The sequence below is a fragment of the Microlunatus parietis genome (genome assembly GCF_013407955.1).
Taxonomy (GTDB): domain Bacteria; phylum Actinomycetota; class Actinomycetes; order Propionibacteriales; family Propionibacteriaceae; genus Microlunatus; species Microlunatus parietis.
The window spans coordinates 4,934,286-4,951,926 of the sequence record NZ_JACCBU010000001.1 but is presented as its reverse complement, the minus strand read 5'-3'; the positions used below and the strand labels follow the sequence as shown (position 1 = coordinate 4,951,926).

The window sequence follows — 17,641 nt, the reverse complement described above, 5'->3', positions numbered from 1 at the left end:
AGAACTCCTTGATCATTTCAGTCCGGTCGTGGAGATGCCTTCGATCAGGAGCTTCTGGAAGGCCAGGAAGAACCCGATCACCGGCAGCAGGGACAAGATCGACATGGCGAACAGGCCGCCGTAGTTGGACGTGCCGGACGCGTCGACGAAGAGCGACAAGCCGATCGGCACGGTGTAGTTCTCCGGACTGGTCAGATAGATCAGCGGATTGAGGAAGTCGTTCCAGGTCCAGATGAACGAGAACGCGGCGGTCGTGGCCAGTGCCGGTACGGCCAAGGGCATGACGATCCGCAGGAAGGTGCCGAGATAGCCGCAACCGTCCAGCCGCGCGGCCTCCAGCAGCTCGTGCGGGATCAGCCGGAAGAACTGCACCAGCAGGAAGACGAAGAACGCCTCCGTGGCCAGGAACCGCGGGACAACGAGCGGCAGGAAGCTGTCCAGCCAACCCAACTGGTCGAACAGGAGATATTGCGGGATCAGCAGCACGTGGTACGGCAGCATGATCGTTCCGATCATCAGGGCGAACCAGATCCGCCGCCCGCGGAACTTGATCCGGGCGAACGCGTAGGCCGCCAAGGAGCAGGAGACGATGTTGCCGATCACCGCGAGCACGGCGATGATCACCGAATTCCGGAAGAACGTGCCGAAGCCGGTGCTGCCGACGCTGTTCCAACTGTTGGTGTAGTTGGCGAGGGTGAAGTCGTCACCGATCCACAGGCCGGTTTCGAGCAGTGCTCGCTCGGAAGGCCGGAACGATGACGCGCCGAGCCACAACAGCGGATAGACCATGACGAATGCGGCACTGACCAGGCCGACGTGGATCAGGGCCCGCTGGACGGTTCGGCCGGTCATGCTTCGTCCCCGTAGTACACCCAGAACCGCCCGCTGGCGAAGATCGCCGCGGTGACGGCGGCGATCACGATCAGCAACGTCCAGGCCATGGCTGAGGCGTAGCCGAAGCGTAGTTCGGTGAAGGCGCGCTGATAGAGCAGCAATGTGTAGAAGAGCGTCGATCCTGCCGGGCCGCCGGAGCCGCCGCTGACCACGTACACCTGAGTGAAGGCCTGGAACCCGCCGATCACCGCCAGCACCCCGTTGAACAGCACCACCGGCGAGATCGACGGCAGGGTGATCGAGGCGAAGCGGGCCCAGCGGCCGGCGCCGTCGATCGCGGCCGCCTCGTACAGTTCGGCCGGAACCTGGCGCAGTCCGGCCAGGAAGATGATCATCGGCGAGCCGAAGGTCCAGACGTTCAGCACCATGATCGTGATCAGTGCGGTGTCCGGATTGCCGATCCAGCTTCCCGGGAACAGGCCGAACCAGCCCAGGACGGCGTTGATCAGTCCGGTCTCGCCCCATACGAACCGCCACAGGACGGCGATCGCGACGCTACCGCCGAGCAGCGAGGGCACGTAGAAGATCGTCCGGTACAGACCGAGCGCGCGGATCCCGCGATTGAGCAGACTCGCGATCAGCAGCGCGAAGGCGAGCATCACGGGCACCGAGATGCCGACATACAGCAGGGTCACCCGGACCGATCCCCAGTAGGCCGGGTCCTCGACGAACATCCGCCGATAGTTCTCCAGCCCGACCCAGCGGACGGTGCGGAACGAACCGGAGTAGTTCGTGAACGACAGCAGCAGCGACCCGAGCATCGGCAGCAGGGTGATCCCGAAGAAGCCGACCAGCCACGGGGTCAGGAAGGCGTAGCCGGCCAGGTCCTCGCGCAGCGCCGGGCGGAACCGGCGACGGGGCCGGCCCGCCGGCTCGGACTCGGCCGGCGGCGCTGCGGTCAGCAGGACGGACATCGCGGACACCTCATCGTGCGCACCGGACCATGATCAGAAACCGGACAGGGCTGTGTTGGCCTGGGCGATGAACTCCTCGACGCCCTGGTCGATGGTCAGCTGACCGAACGAGACCTTCTCGTAGGTCTGGGTGAACTGGGTGACCAACTGCTGCGTGGCGTCGGGCCAGACATCGACCAGAGCGCCCGCCTTGGACACCTCTTCGTACAACGCGATCCGGTCCTTGATCGCCTGGTCCACCTCCGGGCTGGCCGCCTGAGCGTTGCGGACCGAAGTCACCGGCGGCAGTCCGGTCTGTGCCTTCAACGTCATCGCGCCCTCCTCGGACTTGATGAAGTAGTCGATGAAGGCCACCGATTGCTTGACGTTGGTGCAGTTCGCGGAGATCGACCAACTGTTGGTCCCGACCACCTGGGGCTTGCCGCCGGTCGGAGACGGCGCCAAGATCAACTTGCCCTTGTCGCCGAGGCCGGCCTGGCTGTCGGAGACGTTGTTGTCGCCGGTGCTGGACACCACGAGCTTGCCCTTGGCCAACAGGTTGGCGTTGCCCGGAACGCCGTTCTCCTCGGCGGTCACCCGAGCCGGCGGCGCCACGCCGGCGGCGCTGGCCTCGGTCCAGAGTGTGAACCACTCGCGCAGCGTGTCGGGCGTGAAGCCGACCTCCTTCTCGCCGAACAGGTTCTGGCCCTTGCCGATCGCGAACGCCTGGAACTGGGTGATCTGGCCGCCGCGGTCGGCGATCGCGTAGGTCCCCTCGGGCAGTTTCGGCTGTAGTTCCTTTGCCCAGGCAACGTAGTCGGTCCAGGTTCCTTGATCATTCGGCGGCTGGCTGCCGGCGTCGGCGATCGCGGTCTCGTTCAGCACCGCACCTTCGAACCAGATGCCGTACGGGATCGCATACAGCTTTCCGTCGGCCGCCCGTTGGCTGTCCAACAGCTTGGGGTCGATGCCGGAGACGTCGATGGTCCCGTTCTCGACCAGGGTGTCCAGCGCGAGCAGCGAGCCACGGTCCTCGAACTTCGCCTCGTAACGGGACTGCATGGCGACGACGCAGGGCAGGTTGTCGCTCGCCGCCTGCACCGACAGCCGGTCCCAGTAGGTGTCGAAGGCGGTCGGCTGCGTGGTGATCTCGGTGCCCGGCTGCTGCTCGCCGAACGCGTCGACGACCTCCTGGACGGACTTGTTCCTGGCGTCGGAGCCGTACCAGGTGATCGTCAGCGGACCGTCGGCGGACAGTTCGGCGCCGTCGGCGCCGGGTTCGGACGGTGCCGAGCAGGCAGCCAGGGCGAACAGGGTGAGGACGGCGATCCCGTGGCGGAGGCCTGGGCGGCGTCGAATCCGATCATGGTCGGACATGGTGCTTCTCCTTTGAAACTCAAGCGTTACGAAGGGCCGGCGGAATCGGCGGTGAGGTACGGCCTCGCCACCTCCAGACCGGCACGAAGATCATCGATCACCGTCGAGCGGTCGATCAGCGGCAACTCGATGATCAGTTGACCGGCGTACCCGCGCGCCCGCGCATGGCCGAGGACGCTGCTGAGGTCCACGATGCCCTCGCCGAACCGGACGAACCGGTCCGTGCCGGTCTCGGCGGCGTCCTTGAGGTCGATGTGGATGATCCGGTCGTGGAAGTCGTCGATGAACGTGATCATGTCGACGCCGGAGGCGGCGAAGTGACCGGTGTCCAGGCAGGCGCCGATCTCCGGCCCGGGCAGGGCGGTGAAGATCTGCCGGTAGTCCTCGGGGAACTCGACGACGTTGCGGAAGTGGTTCTCGATCGCGATCCGGATCCCGGCGTCGGCGGCGAGCGGTGCGATCTCTTGCAGGACGGCGATCAGGCCGTTCAGTCCGCCGCGTTCGCCCCGCCGGGAGCCCGTGGCCTTGATCATGGTCACGCCCAGCCGCCGGGCCGCCTCCAACAGCCAGAGCCAGCGGGTGACCTCCCGGGTCAGGTCGCCGAAGCCGTCGCCGGCCGCGAACGGGGAAACCTGCAGCGTCACCGGCGTCAGGCCGGAATCGGCACAACGGGCAGCGATCCGGTCCAGTCCCGTCGGGGTGAGGTTGCGCGGATACCAGGTGTTGAACTCGACGTTGCGGACACCGAGGTCCCCGATCCGGGCGAAGGTCGGTGCGAAGTCCTCGTCACCGAAACCGTCGAAGCAGATGGTCGCCACGGCGACGTCGATGATCATCGTTCGCCCAGGACCGGGAGCTCGATCCGCGCTCCGCCGGCCAGCGCGGACTGGTGGGCGCAGATGCCGACCGAGGTCCAGTTCGCCGCGGTGAGCTCGTCGACCAGCGGTGGCCGGCCCTCGACGATACTGCGGATGAACTCGTGCGCCAGGTGCGGATGTGAGCCGCCGTGCCCGCTGCCCTGGGTGAAGGACAGGTGCTCGTTCTGATCGTCGTACACACCGTGGGTGGTGAACCGGCCGATCTCGGCCGGCAGCCGGTGCGAGAAGTCCGGGACCTCGACCCGGCGCGGCTTCTCGCCGACGTGCAGCACATGCCCGGAACCCTGGGTCTGCTCCCACTCGAACGTGGCCCGGTCGCCGAACACGGTGAAGCTCTCCACGTATTCGCGCGCCGTCTCGAACAAGGACCGCGAGACCTCGGCCGCGACCGGCGAGTCGCGCAGCGTGATCAACGCCGTCTCGACCGCGAAGGGCGAGCCGTAGTGAGCGGTCAGTTCGGCACTGATCCGGCCGGATCCCTGGCAGACAACGCTTTCGGCCTGTGCCCCCGACAGGGCGAGCAGCGGGCTGACCGCGTGCGTCGCGTAGTGCATGGGCGGCAGGCCGGTCCAGTAGCCGGGCCAGCCGGCCATCTCCTGGTGATGCGCACCGCGGAGGAACTGGATCCGTCCGATGGTGCCGTCGTCGAGCAGGTCGCGGACGTGGAGGAACTCCCGGGAGAAGACGACAGTCTCCATCATCATGTAGGTCCGCCCGGTCTTGCGGACCGCCTCGACGATGGCGCGGCATTCGTCCAGCGTGGTGGCCATCGGCACCGTGCAGGCGACGTGTTTGCCGGCCTGCAGGGCACTGATCGTATGCTCGGCATGATCAGGAATCGGGGTGTTGATGTGGACCGCGTCGATCTCCGGGTCCGTGATCAACTCGGCGAAGTCGTCGTACCGGCGCGGGATGTCGAACTCGTCGGCGATCTTGGTCAGGGACTCGGTGGTGCGCTGGCAGACCGCGACCAGTTCGGCATCGGGGTGCGCCTGGTAGATCGGGATGAACTCCGCCCCGAAGCCGAGACCGGCGATGGCGACTCGTACCTGATGCGTCATGTGGCCCTCCTTGGTGATCAAGCTTGGGTCACGGCTGCACGAGGCTCCATGCGCGATCGAGCAACATCTCTTAGATTTCTTACATGTCGGTATCGCTGCCGACGCGGCACGTCGCCCTCCTGATCGAGACCTCGAACGCTTACGCACGTGGCCTGCTGTCCGGCATTCGCAGATTCGTCGTGGAACGCCCACGATGGTCGCTCTATCTCGCCGAGCACAGCCGGCACGAGACCGACTTCTCCTGGCTCGAAGGCTGGCGCGGCCACGGAGTCCTCGCTCGGATCGAGAACGAGGAGACGGCACGCTTCGTCCGGCGGCTCGGCCTGCCGACGGTCGACCTGAGCGCCAAGCGGCTGGTCCCCGAACTGCCCTGCGTGGAGACCGACGACCGAGCGATCGCCCGCCACGCCGTCGACCACTTCGCCGAGCGGGGATTGCGCCAGTTCGCCTACTGCGGCGACGCTCAGTACGGCTGGTCGACGGCGCGCGCCGCGGCGTTCGCCGAACTCGTCCGCGGACGTGGCTCGGAGCCGCACGAGTTCGCCATGGAGTCGTCCGGGCTGCGTTCCCAGGATCGTGATCGACTGGCCGACTGGCTCCGCCGGCTGCCGCACCCGGTCGGGGTGCTGGCCTGTTACGACATCGCCGGCCAGGAGGTGCTCGAGGCGTGCAAGATCGCCGGCCTGCAGGTGCCCGACCAGGTTGCGGTGATCGGCGTGGACAACGACGAGCTCTACTGCAATCTCACGTCGCCGCCGCTGTCCAGCATCCAGCCGGATGCCGTCCGGACCGGCTTCATCGCCGCCGGGATCCTGGACGAGATGATGGCGGGTCATCCGCAACGGCCGGGAGTGCGGCCGATCGCGCCGCTGCGGATCGCAACCCGCCAGTCCTCAGATCTGTTCGCGATCAGTGATCCGCTGGTCGCCGCGGCGCTGCGCTACATCCGTGATCACTCGGACCGGGCAGTCACGGTGAGTGCGGTACTGCAGCATGTGGGGCTCTCCCGGCGCGCACTCGACTACCGCTTCAACCGGTTTGCTCGGCCGCACCGTGCACGCCGAGATCGTCCGGGTCCGGATGGCTCGGGTCACCGAATTCCTCACCTCCACCGACTGGACCCTGGCCCGGATCGCCGAACGGCTCGACTTCAAACACGCCGAGTACATGGGCGTCCTCTTCAAACGCCACACGGGACGGTCCCCCGGGGCCTACCGGCGGATCATGGCCTCGGCCTGAGCCGCGGCAAGGAATGAATGTCGTGACCTCGTGGTTGGCTGTGCTCGTGGAGCGAGGATGACTGCGGGGCCGGCGGAGCAGTTGCGGCTGTCGTCGGGAAGCGGGCGCTGGGTGATGCTGGCGACGGTGCTCGGGTCCAGCGTGGCGATGCTGGACAGCACGGTCGTCAACATCGCGCTGCCCACGCTGGCCGAGGATCTCGGTGCCGAGATGTCCGGGCTGCAGTGGACGGTGAACGCGTACACGCTGACGTTGGCCGGGCTGATCCTGCTCGGCGGCGCGCTCGGCGACCGGTTCGGCCGGCGGCGGGTCTTCGTGATCGGGGTGATCTGGTTCGCGCTGGCCTCGGCGCTCTGCGCGGCGGCGCCGACAGTGGAGGTGCTGATCGCGGCGCGGGCTTTGCAGGGCATCGGCGGGGCGCTGCTCACGCCGGGGTCGCTGGCGATCATCCAGGCCTCGTTCGTGCCGTACGACCGGCCGCGGGCGGTCGGCGCCTGGGCCGGGCTCGGCGGCGTCGCGGGGGCGATCGGGCCGTTCCTGGGCGGCTGGCTGGTCGACGTGGCGGGCTGGCGGTCGGTGTTCCTGATCAACCTGCCGCTGGCGGCGGTGACCGTCGCCGTGGCCGTACGGCACGTGCCGGAGAGCGCTGGGGACCGGACCGAGCGGCGGTTCGACGTGCTCGGCGCGGTGCTGGCGGCGGTGTCCCTGACCGGCATCACGTACGCGCTGACGGAACTGCCGGCCGGCCGGGTCGACCCGTTGATCATCACCGCGGCCGTGGTCGGCGTCGGCACGGCGCTCTGGTTCGTGCTGGTCGAGCGGAGCCGGACCCGGGGTCGCGGGCCGACGCCGATGCTGCCGCTGGACGTGTTCGGCTCGGCGCAGTTCACCGCGATCAACCTGGTCACCCTCGTCGTGTACGGAGGCCTGTCGCTGCTCACCTTCCTGCTGGTGGTGCACCTGCAGCAGGTCGCGGGCTTCACCCCGATCGCCGCGGGCGCCGCGCTGCTCCCGGTGACCGTGCTGATGCTGCTGCTGTCAGCCCGGGCCGGTGCGCTGGCCCAGCGGATCGGGCCGCGCTGGATGATGGCGATCGGGATCACCATCGGCGCCGCCGGGATGCTGCTGCTGGGCCGGATCGGGCCCGACGCCGACTATGTCGTGGACGTCCTGCTGCCGGTCACGCTGTTCGGCATCGGGCTGACCGCCACCGTCGCGCCGCTGACCGCGACCGTGTTGGCCACGGCTGAGGTCCGGCACGCCGGCGTGGCCAGCGGCGTGAACAACGCGGTCGCCCGGGCGGCCGGGCTGCTCGCCGTCGCTGCCGTACCGCCGGCCGTGGGGCTGACCGGCAACGCGCTGAACGACCCGGCCGTCTTCGCCGCCGGCTTCCGCTGGGCCATGATCGTCAGCGCCGGGCTGCTGCTGATCGGCGCGCTGCTCTGTGTCGTCGCGATCCGCGGCAACGTGCTGCGCGCCGAACCGGCTCAGGAACCGATCGGGACCGTCGACTCCTCCTGAACGCCGAGGTCTCGCGGCGCGCCGTTCGGGCTGTTCGCGAGGGCGACGAGTTCGGCCAGTTCGGCCGGCCAGAGCCAGCCGTCGGGTTCGGTCAGATCGGCGGCGGGCCACCAGCGGTGGCCGGCGATGGTGAGTTGTTCGTCCTCGGTGTGGCCGGAGATGTCGATCTCGAACGGCCGGACCTTGATCGCGTAGAACGTCTCGTCCTGGACCAGGATCTGGTCCGAGTAGCCGTGCACGGCCCGGCGCACCGCGAGCGGCCCGATCAGGTCCGCGGCCCGGGACCGATAGCCGGTCTCCTCGGCCAGCTCGCGTACGGCGGCGTCGGTCTCGGTCTCGCCCGGGTCGATGCCGCCGCCCGGAGTGACCCACCAGCTGACTCCGGGACAGCCGGGGTCCGTGTCCTGGAAGAGCAGCACTCGATCATGATCATCGATCATGATCACCCGGACCGCCTGCCGCTGCTTCTGCGGCCGCCGCTGCGGATCCACGGCCTCGAACCGTGGCTCGTCGCCGTTGTCGCCCATCGGCCTCCGATCAGTCTTGTGTCGCAGCTTCTTCGGCGCGGATCCACCATTCCGTCTCCAGGATGCCCATGATCACCTCGTCGCCGTACTGCCCGTTGTGGAAGACCACGTCGCGCCGGCGGCCCTCCTCGACGAAACCGGCCCGCTGGTACGCGGCGATGGCGCGGGTGTTGTAGCCCCAGACCCTGAGCTCGATCCGGTGCAGCCCCAACTCGGCGAACCCGAACCGCAGCATCAGCCGGCAGGTCTCGGTGCCGTAGCCGTTGCCGGTGTGCTCCGGGCCGATGATGATCACGAACTCCGCGGTGCGGCCGTGCGGCGCGGGGATCAGGCCGGCCTGCCCGATCAACGCGTCGTCGTCGATCCGAGCCACCGCGAAGCTGGGATCGTTCGGCGTGTTGTTCGCCGTCCACTGCCGGAACCGTTCGGTGACCGACGCCTCGGGCACCGGCCGGGCGGTGGCCTGTTGCAGCACCGTGGTCGCCGGGTCGTTCCACCAGCGGGCCAGCGCCTCGAAGTCCGCTTCCCGTACTTCCCGCAGATAGACCCGCTCCCCGCGCAACAGATTCGTGCCGTACGCGATCGCAGCATCCGTGTCGGTGAGCCGCCGCATGGCCACATCCTGCCATGGCCCCGCGCGTCGTCTGGACGGCCGGGGTCTTATTGGTTAGGCCGCCGAGGCGCCGCGCGAGTACAGTGGCCCTCCCCCCACGAGAAGCATCGGAGATTTCTGCATGCCCGAATCCCATGAGGCGCTGGAGCAGGAACGACGACATCTCGGCGAATCCCGCGCGGCGCTGCGCCGGATGCGTGATCATGCGGCGTCGCTCGAGGGCCACGGCGCCGGCGCGGATCGCGTGTCGACCGAGCACCTGAAGCAGGTCCTGCACCGGCGGATGAAGTCCCTCGAGGACGACCCGACGGTCCCGTTGTTCTTCGGCCGGCTGGACTACGACGCGCGGCTCGGCGCCGATCACGACGAGCGGCTCTACGTCGGCCGGCGGCACGTCACCGGCGAGTCCGGCGGCGACCCGCTGGTGATCGACTGGCGGGCCCCGATGTCGCTGCCGTTCTACCGAGCCAAGCCCGGCGATCCGATGCGGGTACGGCTGCGTCGGCGGTTCGGCTTCCAGTCCGGCGAACTGACCGCGTTCGAGGACGAGGAGTTGGCCGAGCAGCAGACGGCGCGGCACTCCGAGATCCTCGAGGCCGAGATCGAACGGCCGCGCACCGGCCCGATGCGCGACATCGTCGCCACCATCCAGCCCGACCAAGACGTGATCGTCCGGGCCGACCTGTCCCACTCCCTCTGCATCCAGGGAGCGCCGGGCACCGGGAAGACCGCGGTCGGGCTGCACCGCGCGGCCTACCTGCTCTACGCGCACCGCGACCAGCTGTCCCGTTCCGGCGTGCAGGTGATCGGGCCGAACGACAACTTCCTGTCCTACATCGGCGACGTGCTGCCGGCGCTCGGTGAGATCGACGCGACGCAGGCCACCGTGGCGTCGCTGGTCAGCCAGGCGACCGGGTTCGTGATCACCGGCACCGACCCGGTGCCAGCTGCGTTGATCAAGGGCGACGCCCGGATGGCGGAGGTGATCAAGCGCGCCGTCTGGGGGCATCTGGTCGCGGCGACCGGTCCGCTGGTGGTGCCGCGCGGCGCGCACCAGTGGCGGGTCGCGGCCTATCTGGCCGACGAGATGGTCGACGAGCTGCGCCGGCGCGGCGTGCGCTACTCGGCCGGGCGGGCCATGCTGCCGCAGCGGCTGGCGCACCAGGTCCTGATCCGGATGGAGGCGGCCGGCGACTCGCCGGACGACCGGGTGCAGAACGCGGTGGCCCGCAGCAAACCGGTGAAGGCGTACGCGGACGCCCTCTGGCCGGCCGTCGACCCGGCGAAGTTGATCTTGCGCCTGCTGACCGACGCCGAGTTCCTGGCCGGCGCCGCGGACGGCCTGCTGGATGCGGGCGAACAGCAGTTGATCTTGATGGCGAAGCCGGCCCGGACCCCGAAGAGCGCGAAGTGGACGCTGGCCGACCTGGCCCTGATCGACGAGGCCGCCGACCAGCTGAACCGGACCCCGAGCCTCGGCCACGTGATCATCGACGAGGCGCAGGACCTGTCCGCGATGCAGTTGCGGGCGATCGGCCGCCGGGCCACCACCGGCTCGGTGACCGTACTCGGTGATCTTGCTCAGGCCACCACGCCGTGGGCGACCCGGTCCTGGCAGGAGTCGTTGACCCACCTGGGCCACCCGGAGGCCGAGATCTCCGAACTGGTGGAGGGATTCCGGGTGCCCGGCTCGGTGATCGAGTTCGCGGCCCGGCTGTTGCCGAAGATCGCGCCCGCCCTCACCCCGCCCCGCTCGGTGCGCCGCAGCCGCGGCGACCTGGAACTGTTGCAGACCGACGATCCGGACGGCACGGTGATCAAGTCGGTGGTCGCCGCGGCCGGCCGCGAGGGCACCGTCGGCGTGATCGTCCCGGACGCCACGATCCCCCGCCTGCGCGAGCTGCTGGAGCAGGCCGGCATCCGCTACGACCTACTCGGCGACGTCCCGCCCGCCTTCGAGACCCGGGTGGACCTGGTCCCGGCGACGGTCGCCAAGGGTCTGGAGTTCGACCATGTGGTGGTCTTCGAGCCGGCCGGGATCGTCGCCGCCGAACCGGACCGGGTGACCGGCCTGCGCCGGCTCTACGTCTGCCTGACCCGCGCCGTCACCTCGCTCGCCGTCGTCCATGCCGAGCCGCTGCCGGCCGAGCTGACCGGCTGACTTTCAGGGAGCCGACCTCCACAGGGCCTCGATCGGCAGTGCCCGGATCCGAGGACCGAACGGCAGAGTTTGTTGCCCCGTGTACAGGATGTAGCCGGCGACGAAACGGTCGCCGGCGAGCCGCTCGAGCGCGCGGAGCCCGGACAGGTCTTCGGAGCGCACCGCTGTCCCGGCCTTGACCTCGATCCCGATCAACCGACCGTCCGGAGTCTCGAGCACGACATCCACCTCGACCTTGTCCTTGGTCCGGAAGTGGAACTGGCGAGCCCGGACGTCGTTCCAGGTGAGCTGACGGGCGATCTCCATCGCGACGAAGTTCTCGAGGACGGGTCCGGAGGCGCCGCCCGGCTCGCCGAGCCGAGCCGAATCCTGACCGATCAAGCTGCTCGCGATCCCCGAGTCGACAAAGGCGAGCTTGGGTGTTCCGATGGCCCGGCCCGTGGATCCGGGCGACCAGGCCGGTATGAGTTTGATCAAGAACACCGCGGCCAGCAGCTCGACGTACCTGATCAACGTTGTGCGAGGCAGACCGGACTGCTTGGCGATCGCGGCAGGGACATAGAGACCGCTGATCCGTCCCGCCAGCAGGCTCAGCAACTTGATCAACTCGCTATGACGCTCGATCGTCGCGAGTTGCAGGACGTCACGCTCGATCAGCGTGGCCAGATAGCTGTCGAAGAATGCCGCCCGGCGTCGAGAAGTTCGCCGGATCGCCTCCGGAAATCCACCCGCGGCCGCACGATCCAGGTAGTCGCGCCGACGAAGCCTCGAACTGAACGCGAGTCCTGGCCCGTGCTGGAATGCGGCGTCGACGAACCGGTCCGGTCCGCCGTCGATCTCCCCCTGCGAGAACGGCCAGAGTTCCACGGATTCCATCCGACCCGGCAGGGCATCCGGAAGGTCACGGAGAGCCAGCAGCCGCGATGAGCCGGTCAGCAGATACCGACCCGGGCGAGGATCGAGGTCCACTTCCAGCTTGATCGAGCTCAACAGCTCCGGCGCCAGCTGGATCTCATCGACGACCAGCAGCCCGTCGTGCTCGACGAAGCTGCCGGGATCAGTCTGCGCAGACCGGAGCACGGCCGGATCATCCAACAGCCGCAGCACCGGCTCCGGATCGCGCCCAGCCACAACAAGCCTGGTCAGAGTGCTCTTTCCAACCTGGCGCGCGCCGTTGACCAGGACGACCCGGGTGTCCTCCCATGCCTCTTCCACGACGGATTGTGCATGCCGTGGCCGCAGGTCGCCCATTGCTCTCACCATGGGCCCAGTATGCCCGTCGTGGTCATCTGGCCGCTATTCTCGTGGTCATTTGGTCGCCAGCTCCGTGGTCATCTGGCCGCAGGTCAGGTGGTCACCTGGCCGCAGGTCGGGTGGCCACCTGGCCTGGGCCGTGGCGCCGTGGCCACCTTCCGGTCAGGTCAGGGTGGCCCGGTGATGAGCCCGTACGGCGCTCGCGATCCGCTCCGGATACTCGGCGCCGACCCGCTCGGCGGCGGCCCGGCCGGCGGTCGCCATCGCCTCGCAGACCGCCAGGTCGGCCTTGATCAACAGGTCGCGCTCGGGAGCCACGGCCGGCAGACCCAGCAGCACGGCCGACTGGTCGGGCTGCAGCCGGGCGGCGAACTGCTTGACCCCCATCGGCGGCAGCGGCTGGTTGGTCTCGACGAACAGGTCGTACAGCATGGTGCCGGAGGCCTGCACCCCGGACAGCGCGCAGAGCAGATCCTTCCGGTCGTTGATCATGGCCGGGAAGATCGACTGGATCCGCCAGAACTCCTCGATCAGCAGATTGATCTTGGTCAGATCGGGACCCGGACCGGGCTCGGCCGCCGGCAGCGTCGCGTGCAGCCCGTCCCGGTCGATCACCGCGACCCGGGTCCGATGCCCGGAGGTCGCCACCTTGCTGACCGGCTCGATCACCGCGTCGATCCGGCAGATGTCCTCGGCCAGCGCGTAGAAGACCAGCTTCGAGTTCGGGATCGCCTTGGCGACCAGCGTCGGCGTGATCCGGGCCAGCCAGTCCCGCCACCCCTCGACGAACGCGTCGAACTCCTCGTCGGCGACCGCCAGCACCAGATCGAGATCGGAGCCGGCATCGGCCGTGCCACGAGCCAGCGACCCGGACAACCACAGCCCGCGGATCCGCCGGTCCGATTCCACGACCTCGAGAATTCTGGCGAAGTGCCGATGGTACGGCTCCGGCAGCGGCCGCAAGGCTTCCTCGGGGCTCATGATCAACTCCACCTCCGCATGGATGTACGTCATCGGTCGACCACCGGGCCGGCCAGAGAACCGGTACTCCGGCCGCCTCGATCGTCACACGACCCGAACCGCCGAAGCTAGCGATTGTGATCACATTCACAAACTCGGCGATCGTGGCAGGCCGCGATGACCGGGCGGGCAGGAAGGGCAGGTCGTCCGCGTCGAAGGTTCAGGGTGGAGATCCCAGCCGGGTCTGCTCCACGTGGGTTCCACGCTGCCGGGCCGGCGCGATCGTCGGGCAGCGCGCCGACAGGCCGGACCCGGACCGGAGCGCGGCCACGGCTGGAACGGCGACCCGGCCGGTCTTGACCGGACCAAGTGCCCCTTCGCCCCCGAGCCACCCTTGGGGCATCGACTCGGCGAGGAACGTCGAGAGTGCCTCGGCAGCCCCGAGCGCCGTCCACTTCCCCACACTTCTTGGCGCAATACCAGAGAAACTTCTCGCGTAAAGTGCCAGTTTTTCACGTAACGTGAAAAACTGCGGGGCTCCCGGGCGGCGCGCCCATTGCGTCAGAGGGTGAGCGATGCACCGTCCGGGGCGGCGGTCAGGGTGACCTCGGCGCCCAGCGGCAGGGTCAGGTTGCGGGCGGCGTGGCCGGCCTCGACTCCGGTGATCACCGGGACGCCGAGCCCGCCGAGCCGGTCGGTGAACACCCGCAGAAGTTGATCTTCGTGGTCGGTCTCGGTGAACTGGCCGATCACCACCCCGACCACGGAAGCGAGCCAGCCGGAGCGGGCCAGGTGGGTGAGCATCCGGTCCACCCGGTAGCCCTCCTCGTCGACGTCCTCGAGGAAGAGGATGCTCGGCCGGTCGGGCGCCGGGTCGACGCCGATCCCGCTGGCGACCAGGGACAGGTTGCCGCCGATCAGCAGGCCGCTTCCGGTTCCGGGCACCAGTGTCGTGCCGGTCGCGAGCTCGGTGCCGGGACCAGGGCGGTCGAAGATCATCCGGCGCAGCTGGTCCACCGACGGCAGGTCGTCCAGCTGGGCGACGGCGGCCGCCACCGCGGGCGAATGCAGCGTGACCTGGTCCAGCTCCCGGCCGATCCGGGCGTGCAGCGCGGTGATGTCGGAGAAGCCGAGGAAGTGCTTCGGCCCGGCTTCTCGGAGGGCGTCGAAGTCGATCAGGTCGATCATCCGCTGGGCCCCGTACCCGCCGCGACCGGCCCAGACGGCCGCCACCTCGGGATCACACCAGGCCGCGGTCAACTCCTCAGCCCGTTCCTTGTCGCCCGCGGACAGATAGTCGAGTTGATCATGGACGGTCGAGGTGTTCGGACCGAGCCTCGGCTCCAGGTCCCAGGCCCGCAACAGGTCGACGCCGCGCTGCAGCCGTTCGGCCCGCAGCGGTCCGGCCGGGGCGATCACGGCGACCACCGAACCCGGCTTCAGCGGCTCGGGCCAACGACGCCCACCGGGCGACACCTCGAACATTTACGATCCCTTCCGTCGGCGCAGGCCGGATTGCTGCAGCAGTTCGACGATCCGCCTGGTGCTCACCGGCTGGGCGCCGGCCTCGATCACCGACGGATACCGGTCGGCGATCACGTCGTAGTGATCACGTTCGAAGGCCTGCCGCGGGATGCCGACCCGTTCCGCGAAGGCGTGCAGCTCCTCGAACGACTCGTCGCTGATCAGGTGCGACCAGAGCCGTCCGTGGCCGGGCCATTCGGGCGGATCGACGTAGATCATGATCGCTGCGGTGCCCGGCTGGTCGCGTCGTCGACGAGCCGCCGCCAGGTGGCGACCAGTTCCGGATCGATGTAGGCCTTCCAGGACCCGGTCGGCCGCACCGACGAGCCGACGTGGAACGCCGTCACCCCGGCCCGGGCCAGCCACGGTACGTGTTCGGCCTGCAGTCCGCCGCCGGCCATGATCAACTTCCGGGCGAACGGGTCCTGGCGGGCCCGCGCCACGAGCTCGTCCAGTCCTTCCGCAACGGTCCGGGCCGACCCGGCGGTGAGCACCTGATCAAGCTTCGGCAGATCGCGCAGCGCCCGCCAGGCCCGGTCGGTCCAGATGCAGGAATCGATCGCCCGGTGGAAGGTCCAGCCGAAATCGATCTCGCCGAGCACCTCCCGCATCACCGGCAGGTCGACCTCGGTGTCCGCGTTCAGGAAGCCGACCACGACTCCGTCCGCACCAAGATCACGATAGGTGCGAAGCAACCCCTTGAGCCGTACGATCTCGGCGGCGTCGGTGGCGAACCCGCCGCGCAGCCGGAGCATCACCCGCACCGGCAGCGTGGTCGCCCGGAGCACCTGGCCGACCAGCGCCGGCTCCGGCGACAGGCCGTCGTCGTCCATCGTGCCGACCAGTTCGATCCGGTCGGCGCCGCCATCGGTGGCCCGCTTCGCGTCCGCGACGTGCAGCGCGATCACCTCGAGCAGACCGGTCACGCGCCCAACCCGTCCGAGTCGACGGCGGCGGTCCCGTCCAGGTCGGCGATCCGGGCCAGCGACGGCCCGGACTTCTGCTGGAGTTCGGCGGCGACCGCCTCCGCACCGGCGAAGCTGCGGACCACGTTGCGGTGGCCGAGCTTGGCCAGGTCGTCCGCCGTCCAGCCCCGGTCGGCCAGCGCCGCCAGCAGGGCCGGGTAGCAGGAGACGTCCTCCAGCCCGGTCGGTACCGAGGTGATCCCGTCGAAGTCGCCGCCGAGCCCGACGTGGTCGATGCCGGCCACCTCACGTACGTGCTCGCAATGGGCCACCACGTCGGCCAGGTCGGCGACCGGCACCGGGCCGACCTCCTTGATCAACTCGGCCCGGGCGTCCGGATCGTCGCCGGTGACCCCGGCCGCCTCGGCGCGCTGCTGCAGAGCGACCGACCAGGCCCGGACCTCCGGGCTGACGAACGGCGGTACGAACGTGATCATGCAGGTGCCGCCGTTCTCGGCCAGCCGGGCCAGCACGTCGTCCGGCACGTTCCGCGGATGATCACAGACGGCGCGGGCCGAGGAGTGCGAGAAGATCACCGGCGCGGCCGACACGTCCAGCGCGGCGTGCATCGTCGCCGGTGCCACGTGGGAGAGGTCGACCAGCATGCCGAGCCGGTTCATCTCCCGGACCACCTCGCGGCCGAACTCGGTCAGTCCGCCCGCCTTCGGCTCGTCGGTGGCCGAGTCGGCCCAGTCGGTGTTGTCGTTGTGGGTCAGCGTCAGATACCGCACACCGAGCCGGTAGAGGCAGCGCAGCACGCCCAGCGAGTTGTCGATCGAGTGGCCGCCCTCGGCGCCGAGCAGGCTGGCGACCCGGGTCCCGTCGGACAGCGCCGCGTCCAGTTCGGCCGCGCTGGTCACCAGGACGAGGTCGTCGGCGTACCGCTCGATCATGGCGTGCGCCCCGTCGATCTGCTCCAGCGTCGCGGGCACCGCCTCCCCGACGCCGAGGGTGCTCGGCACGTAGACCGACCAGAACTGGCCGCCGACCGCCCCGCGCCGCAGCCGCGGCAGGTCGGTCTGCAGCTCCGGCTGGTCGATCGCGACGTCGACGCGGTCGAAGTCGTACGCCCGCTTCCGCATCTCCCAGACCAGATCGTTGTGCCCGTCCACCACCAAGGTCGCCGGAGTCCCCGCTGTGTTCACGACTGCCTCACCCTTCTGTCACGTCGCTTCACTGTAACGGGCTGGGACCGGTCCGCCGCGCTCACCGGTACTCATGTCGGAGCAGGCCGTAGATCGCCCCGTCGTGATAGGTGCCGTCCTCTTCCAGCGAGTACGAGCGCCGCAACCCGTCGCGCCGGAACCCGAGTCGCTCCAGCAGGCGTACCGACTCGTGGTTGTCCGCGATCGTCTGGGCCTCGACCCGGTTGAGGTCCATCCGGTCGAACCCGAACCGGAGCAGCAGGTCGAGCGCCTCGGTGGCGATTCCGCGTCCCCAGTGGTCTCGGCGCAGGTCGTACCCGACGTCGGCGCGATGGTGCCCCGGCGCCCAGCCGACGTAGCCGAAGAGTCCGACCGGCCGATCATCGTCGCGGAGCGTGACCAGCCAATGGATCGCGCGCCGGTCCGCGTACTCACGGCGCAACTCGGCGATCAGGGCGGCCGCTTCGGCCACCTCCCGCATCGGCTCGGAGTTGTAGCGCTGGACCACCGGATCGCTGCGCCACACGAACAGGTCGGCGGCGTCGTCCGGCTCCGGCGCGCGCAGCACCAGCCGCTCGCTGGTCAGCGTCGGAAAGGTCGTGAAATCGAAGATCTCGGGCACTGCCGTC

At 69.1% G+C, this 17,641-nt stretch carries 17 protein-coding genes; 3 read left to right on the top strand and 14 right to left on the bottom strand.

Going from position 1 to position 17,641, the window contains the following annotated elements; genetic code table 11:
• Positions 1–12 precede the first annotated feature (12 nt).
• The 5 genes from BKA15_RS23775 to BKA15_RS23755 are packed head-to-tail and all read right to left on the bottom strand — an operon-like array spanning position 13 to position 5,103.
• The gene (locus tag BKA15_RS23775; protein WP_179754997.1) at positions 13–852 is read right to left on the bottom strand and encodes a carbohydrate ABC transporter permease; all 840 of its coding nucleotides are present in this window, start codon (positions 850–852) and stop codon (positions 13–15) included.
• The gene (locus tag BKA15_RS23770) at positions 849–1,808 is read right to left on the bottom strand and encodes a carbohydrate ABC transporter permease (protein WP_179754995.1); all 960 of its coding nucleotides are present in this window, start codon (positions 1,806–1,808) and stop codon (positions 849–851) included. Before BKA15_RS23770 ends, BKA15_RS23775 begins: the two co-directional genes overlap by 4 nt.
• 33 nt (positions 1,809–1,841) lie before the next feature.
• Positions 1,842–3,164: an ABC transporter substrate-binding protein gene (locus tag BKA15_RS23765; RefSeq protein ID WP_179754993.1), complete on the bottom strand. Its 1,323-nt coding sequence runs from the start codon at positions 3,162–3,164 to the stop codon at positions 1,842–1,844.
• 26 nt (positions 3,165–3,190) lie between these two features.
• Positions 3,191–4,000 carry a sugar phosphate isomerase/epimerase family protein gene (locus BKA15_RS23760; RefSeq protein WP_179754991.1) on the bottom strand — a complete coding sequence of 270 codons (810 nt, stop codon included), beginning with the start codon at positions 3,998–4,000 and terminating at the stop codon, positions 3,191–3,193.
• Positions 3,997–5,103: a Gfo/Idh/MocA family protein gene (locus BKA15_RS23755; protein ID WP_179754989.1), complete on the bottom strand. Its 1,107-nt coding sequence runs from the start codon at positions 5,101–5,103 to the stop codon at positions 3,997–3,999. The genes BKA15_RS23760 and BKA15_RS23755 overlap by 4 nt, the downstream gene beginning before the upstream one ends.
• An 83-nt stretch (positions 5,104–5,186) precedes the next feature.
• On the opposite strand from BKA15_RS23755, the gene BKA15_RS23750 reads away from it, so the two are divergent.
• A complete protein-coding gene (locus tag BKA15_RS23750; RefSeq protein WP_218871547.1) occupies positions 5,187–6,359 on the top strand; it encodes a XylR family transcriptional regulator in 1,173 nt (390 codons plus the stop codon).
• A 40-nt stretch (positions 6,360–6,399) separates the two neighbouring features.
• Positions 6,400–7,863, top strand: coding sequence for an MFS transporter (locus tag BKA15_RS23745; protein WP_179754987.1), 1,464 nt, complete (start codon positions 6,400–6,402; stop codon positions 7,861–7,863).
• On the opposite strand, the gene BKA15_RS23740 is transcribed toward BKA15_RS23745, so the two are convergent.
• Both BKA15_RS23740 and BKA15_RS23735 read right to left on the bottom strand, forming a co-directional pair.
• On the bottom strand, positions 7,830–8,390 hold the full coding sequence (locus BKA15_RS23740) for an NUDIX hydrolase (RefSeq protein ID WP_179754985.1): 561 nt from the start codon (positions 8,388–8,390) through the stop codon (positions 7,830–7,832). The genes BKA15_RS23745 and BKA15_RS23740 overlap by 34 nt on opposite strands.
• A gap of 10 nt (positions 8,391–8,400) precedes the next feature.
• Positions 8,401–9,003 (bottom strand): GNAT family N-acetyltransferase, encoded by a 603-nt coding sequence (locus tag BKA15_RS23735; protein WP_179754983.1) that lies wholly within the window; start codon positions 9,001–9,003, stop codon positions 8,401–8,403.
• A 121-nt stretch (positions 9,004–9,124) separates the two neighbouring features.
• Here BKA15_RS23735 and BKA15_RS23730 point away from each other — a divergent pair, with 121 nt between their 5' ends.
• Complete coding sequence (locus BKA15_RS23730) at positions 9,125–11,164, top strand: HelD family protein (protein WP_179754981.1); 2,040 nt, start codon at positions 9,125–9,127, stop codon at positions 11,162–11,164.
• Positions 11,165–11,167: 3 nt separating this feature from the next.
• On the opposite strand, the gene BKA15_RS23725 is transcribed toward BKA15_RS23730, so the two are convergent.
• The 7 genes from BKA15_RS23725 to BKA15_RS23695 all read right to left on the bottom strand — a co-directional run bounded on the left by BKA15_RS23725 (position 11,168) and on the right by BKA15_RS23695 (position 17,634).
• Positions 11,168–12,379, bottom strand: a complete 1,212-nt coding sequence (locus BKA15_RS23725) for an ATP-binding protein (protein ID WP_312879243.1) — start codon at positions 12,377–12,379, stop codon at positions 11,168–11,170.
• Between the two features lie 201 nt (positions 12,380–12,580).
• Positions 12,581–13,432 carry an aminoglycoside 6-adenylyltransferase gene (locus BKA15_RS23720; RefSeq protein ID WP_179754977.1) on the bottom strand — a complete coding sequence of 284 codons (852 nt, stop codon included), beginning with the start codon at positions 13,430–13,432 and terminating at the stop codon, positions 12,581–12,583.
• Between the two features lie 507 nt (positions 13,433–13,939).
• Positions 13,940–14,863 (bottom strand): S66 peptidase family protein, encoded by a 924-nt coding sequence (locus BKA15_RS23715; RefSeq protein ID WP_179754975.1) that lies wholly within the window; start codon positions 14,861–14,863, stop codon positions 13,940–13,942.
• Positions 14,864–15,121, bottom strand: coding sequence for a DUF4031 domain-containing protein (locus BKA15_RS23710; protein WP_179754973.1), 258 nt, complete (start codon positions 15,119–15,121; stop codon positions 14,864–14,866).
• A complete protein-coding gene (locus tag BKA15_RS23705) occupies positions 15,118–15,828 on the bottom strand; it encodes a copper homeostasis protein CutC (protein ID WP_179754971.1) in 711 nt (236 codons plus the stop codon). The genes BKA15_RS23710 and BKA15_RS23705 overlap by 4 nt, the downstream gene beginning before the upstream one ends.
• Complete coding sequence (locus BKA15_RS23700; RefSeq protein WP_312879241.1) at positions 15,825–17,012, bottom strand: dipeptidase; 1,188 nt, start codon at positions 17,010–17,012, stop codon at positions 15,825–15,827. Before BKA15_RS23700 ends, BKA15_RS23705 begins: the two co-directional genes overlap by 4 nt.
• Positions 17,013–17,073: 61 nt before the next feature.
• A complete protein-coding gene (locus BKA15_RS23695; RefSeq protein ID WP_179754969.1) occupies positions 17,074–17,634 on the bottom strand; it encodes a GNAT family N-acetyltransferase in 561 nt (186 codons plus the stop codon).
• Positions 17,635–17,641 lie beyond the last annotated feature (7 nt).